This window comes from Inquilinus sp. (assembly GCF_057815775.1).
Window position 1 is genome coordinate 1 of the sequence record NZ_JBYRFX010000614.1, and the last position, 4016, is coordinate 4016.

Genomic DNA, 4016 nt, shown 5'->3' on the forward strand with positions numbered 1-4016 from the left:
CCGAGTGATTTTTGAGAGCTTGCCGTCGATGATGTATTTCGCCCCGTGGAAGAAGGTCGCCATCTGGGTGGTGTGCCTCCTCGGCGTGATCCTGAGCCTGCCGAACATCCTGCCGCGCAGCACGCTCGACGCGCTGCCGTCCTGGGTTCCGGCACGACAGATCAATCTGGGTCTCGATCTGCGGGGCGGGTCGTACCTCCTGCTCGAAGTCGACATGAAGACGGTGATCGACAGCCGTCTGACCAACATCCAGGAGTCGATCCGCAGCCTGCTGCGCCGGGAGAACGTCACCTACACCGATCTCGCCGTGAAGGACCGGTCGGTCGGCTTCACCCTGGCGGATCCCAGCCAGGCCGACCGGGTGCGGACGCTGCTGGCCGACAACCTGGTCAGCGGCAATGTCGACCCCCTGGCCGGCAACCAGCGTGATCTCGACATCAGCGTCGGCAGCGACGGCAAGGCCGCCCTGACCCTGACCGAGGTGGGGCTGCGCGACCGCGAGGCCCGGGCGGTCGAGCAGTCGATCGAGATCGTCCGCCGCCGCGTCGACGAAAGCGGCACCAAGGAGCCACTGATCTCGCGCCAGGGCACCGACCGCATCCTGCTGCAGCTGCCGGGCGAACAGAACCCGGACCGCATCCGCCGCCTGCTCGGCCAGACGGCGAAGATGACCTTCCATCTGGTGAACCTGGACTGGCAGCAAGGCCAGCCGGTGCCGCCGGACACCGAGGTGTTGCCGCTGGAAGACAGCCGCAGCACCACGCCGCAGACCATAGCGATCAAGAAGCGGATCGAGGTCGACGGCGCCAACTTGACCGACGCCCGGGCCGGCACCAACCAGCAGAACGGCGGCTGGGTGGTGAATTTCGAGTTCGACAGCGTCGGCGCGCGCCGCTTCGGCCAGGTCACCCAGGCCAACACCGGCAAGCCCTTCGCCATCGTCCTCGACGACAAGGTGATCAGCGCGCCGCGGATCAACGAGCCGATCCTAGGCGGCCGGGGCCAGATCAGCGGCAACTTCGACGCCCAGAGTGCGAACGACCTGTCGGTGCTGCTGCGCGCCGGCGCGCTGCCGGCGCCGCTGACCATCATCGAAGAGCGCACGGTCGGGCCGGATCTCGGCGCCGACGCGATCCAGGCCGGCATGATCGCCGTCGGCGTCGGCTTCCTGCTGGTCATCACCTATATGACCGCGGCGTATGGGCTGTTCGGCATCTTCGCCAATATCGCCCTGGTCATGAACCTGGTGATCACGCTGGCGGTCCTGTCGCTGCTGGAGGCGACGCTGACGCTGCCCGGCATCGCCGGCCTGCTGCTGACGCTCGGCCTGTCGGTCGACGCCAACATCCTGATCAACGAACGCCTGCATGAGGAAACCAAACGCGGCCGGTCGCCCTTCTCGGCGATGGATGCGGGCTTCAGCCGAGCGTTCGGCACGATCTTCGACGCCAACGTGACCTCGCTGATCAAGATGGGGATCCTGTACTCGCTGAGTTCGGGCCCGGTGCGCGGCTTCGCCGTCACCACGGCGATCGGCATCCTGACCTCGATGTTCACCGCGATCGTGCTGGTGCGTTTCATGATGGTCGGCTGGATCCGCCGCAAGCGGCCCACCGTCCTGCCCGTGCTGAGGAAAGCGTAATGTTTTGGCTCCGTCTCGTCCCGGACGACACCAAGATCAAGTTCATGCGGGGCCGGATCATCGGTCTCGCCACCTCGGCCTTCCTCAGCACCGCGTCGGTCATCCTGTTCTTCTATCCGGGACTGAACTACGGCGTTGATTTCAAGGGTGGCATCACCTTCCAGATCAACACGCCGCAGCCGGCGGATTTCACCACGCTGCGGTCGGATATCGACAGCCTCGGCTTCGGCCAGGTGCAGCTCCAGCAGTTCGGGTCGCCCCGCGACGTGCTGGTGCGGATGGAGGCGCAGCCGACCGACGCGCAGCAGCAGCAGGCCTACCAGACGATCAAACAGACGCTGGTCGACAAGGTGCCGGGCGTCACCGTCGGCGCGAGTGATTCCGTGGGGGGCACGGTGTCGGGCGAATTGTTCCAGAACGGCATGATGGCGCTGGGCCTCGCGCTCGTCGCCATGCTGTTCTACATCTGGTTCCGCTTCGAATGGCAGTTCGGTGTCGGCGCCGTCGTCACCATGATCCTCGTCGTCACCAAGATGGTCGGCGTCTATGCCATCACCGGCTTCGAGTTCAACCTGACCTCGATCGCGGCACTCCTGACCGTCCTCGGCTACTCCGTCAACGACAAGGTCGTGGTCTACGACCGCGTGCGCGAGAATCTGCGGTTGTTCAAGGCGATGCCGCTGCGCCAGCTGATCGACCTGTCGATCAACCAGACGCTGAACCGCACCATCGGCACCTCGCTGGCCACCTTCCTGGCCTGCCTGCCGCTGGCGATCTGGAGCGGCGAGACCCTGCAGCAATTCGCCTTCGTGATCCTGATCGGTGTCGTCGTCGCCACGACCTCGTCGATCTTCATCGCGGCGCCGATCCTGCTGTTCCTGGGCGAGGACAAGCTGTTCCGCAAGAAGGCGCCGCCGGCGGGGACCGACGTGACGGCGGGCAAGAAGGCCTGATCCGGGAATGGCGGCAACGCGGCCGGTCCTGATCGGCAGCGAAGTCTATCGCCATTCCAGCTACGGGTCGAAGCATCCGCTCGCCATCCCGCGCGTCTCCACCGCGCTCGACCTGATCCGGGCGCAGGGCTGGCTGGATGCCGGGCAGTATCGTGAAGGGCCGCTGGCCCCGGTCGCGGCGCTGACCCGGTTCCACCATCCGGACTATGTCGCGGCGGTGCAGGATGCCGAGCGCGACCAGGATCTCGATCCCGTGCGCCGGCAGCGGCACAATCTCGGCGGAGTCGAGAATCCGATCTTCGGCGAGGTGTTCCGCCGCCCGGCAACAGCCTGCGGCTCCTCGCTGCTCGGCGCCGGCATCCTGGCGGACGGGGCTGAGGGCGCCGTGGTCTACAGCCCGGCCGGCGGGCTGCATCATGGCCGGCCCGACCGCGCCTCCGGCTTCTGCTATTTCAACGATCCGGTGCTGGCAATCCTGTCGCTGCTCGACCGCGGCTTCGGCCGCATCGCCTATCTCGATGTCGATGCGCATCACGGCGACGGGGTGCAGGACGCCTTTGCCGGCGATGTCAGAGTGCTGACGGTGTCGGTGCATGAAGGCCAGCGCTGGCCCTTCACCGGTGCGGTGGACGATCGCGGCGGCGGCAACGCCCGCAACCTGCCGATGCCGCGGGACCTGAACGACGACGAGATGGCGCTGGTGCGCGACGAGGCGCTGCTGCCGCTGGTCGACCGGTTCGCCCCCGACATCGTGGTGTTGCAATGCGGCGCCGATGCGCTGCATCACGACCCGCTGAGCCGCCTGTCGCTGTCCAACCGCGCGCTGTGGGATGTGGCGGCCGCGGTGCGGCGGATCGCGCCCCGGCTGCTGGTGCTGGGCGGCGGCGGCTACAATCCCTGGACGGTCGGGCGCTGCTGGGCCGGTGTCTGGGCGGTGCTGAACGGCCTCGATCCGGCGGCGCCGCTGACGGATGCCTCCCGGGCGGTGCTGGCCGGCCTGTCCTGGTCGCGCCGCCGCGGTACGCCGCCAGAGCCTTATTGGTTCGACCGGATGGACGATCCGCCGAGGCTCGGCCCGGTGCGGCCGGCGGTGCAGGACACCGTCCGCGCCGTGCTGGCGCCATGACAGACCGCCACCTTTCCCTCCTGCCTCCGACAACAGGACGATGATGAAGACGATCCTCGCCGCACTCGCCCTCCTGGTCTTCGCCGCCGGCCCGGCGCTGGCGCAGGACCAGGCGCCGTCGGTCAAGCCCGACAACAGCGACCTGACGATCGAGACCGCCGCCGGCAAGCGCTTCCACTTCACGGTCGAACTGGCGCTGACGCCGGCGGATCAGGAGCGCGGCCTGATGTTTCGAAAGACCATGGCGCCGGATGCCGGCATGCTGTTCGTGTTCGATGTGGTCGAGCCGCAGGCG

Annotated in this window: 4 protein-coding genes; all 4 read left to right on the plus strand. The window is 67.5% G+C overall.

The features are described 5' to 3' along the window. A partial coding sequence (secD, locus tag AC3XYG_RS21495; RefSeq protein ID WP_489141911.1) for a protein translocase subunit SecD occupies positions 1–1642 on the plus strand: 1642 nt, incomplete at its 5' end. After that, positions 1642–2595, plus strand: coding sequence for a protein translocase subunit SecF (secF, locus tag AC3XYG_RS21500; RefSeq protein ID WP_489141912.1), 954 nt, complete (start codon positions 1642–1644; stop codon positions 2593–2595). The genes secD and secF, both read left to right, overlap by 1 nt. 7 nt (positions 2596–2602) lie before the next feature. After that, complete coding sequence (locus tag AC3XYG_RS21505; RefSeq protein ID WP_489141913.1) at positions 2603–3721, plus strand: acetoin utilization protein AcuC; 1119 nt, start codon at positions 2603–2605, stop codon at positions 3719–3721. Positions 3722–3761: 40 nt separating this feature from the next. Continuing rightward, positions 3762–4016: DUF192 domain-containing protein (locus AC3XYG_RS21510; protein ID WP_489141914.1), on the plus strand; the 255-nt coding region annotated here is incomplete at its 3' end.

What these genes read in the sequence shown, in the direction of transcription:
- secF (WP_489141912.1), top strand. Translation starts at nt 1,642, where the DNA reads ATGTTTTGGCTCCGTCTCGTCCCGGACGACACCAAGATCAAGTTCATG.
- AC3XYG_RS21505 (WP_489141913.1), top strand. Translation starts at nt 2,603, where the DNA reads ATGGCGGCAACGCGGCCGGTCCTGATCGGCAGCGAAGTCTATCGCCAT.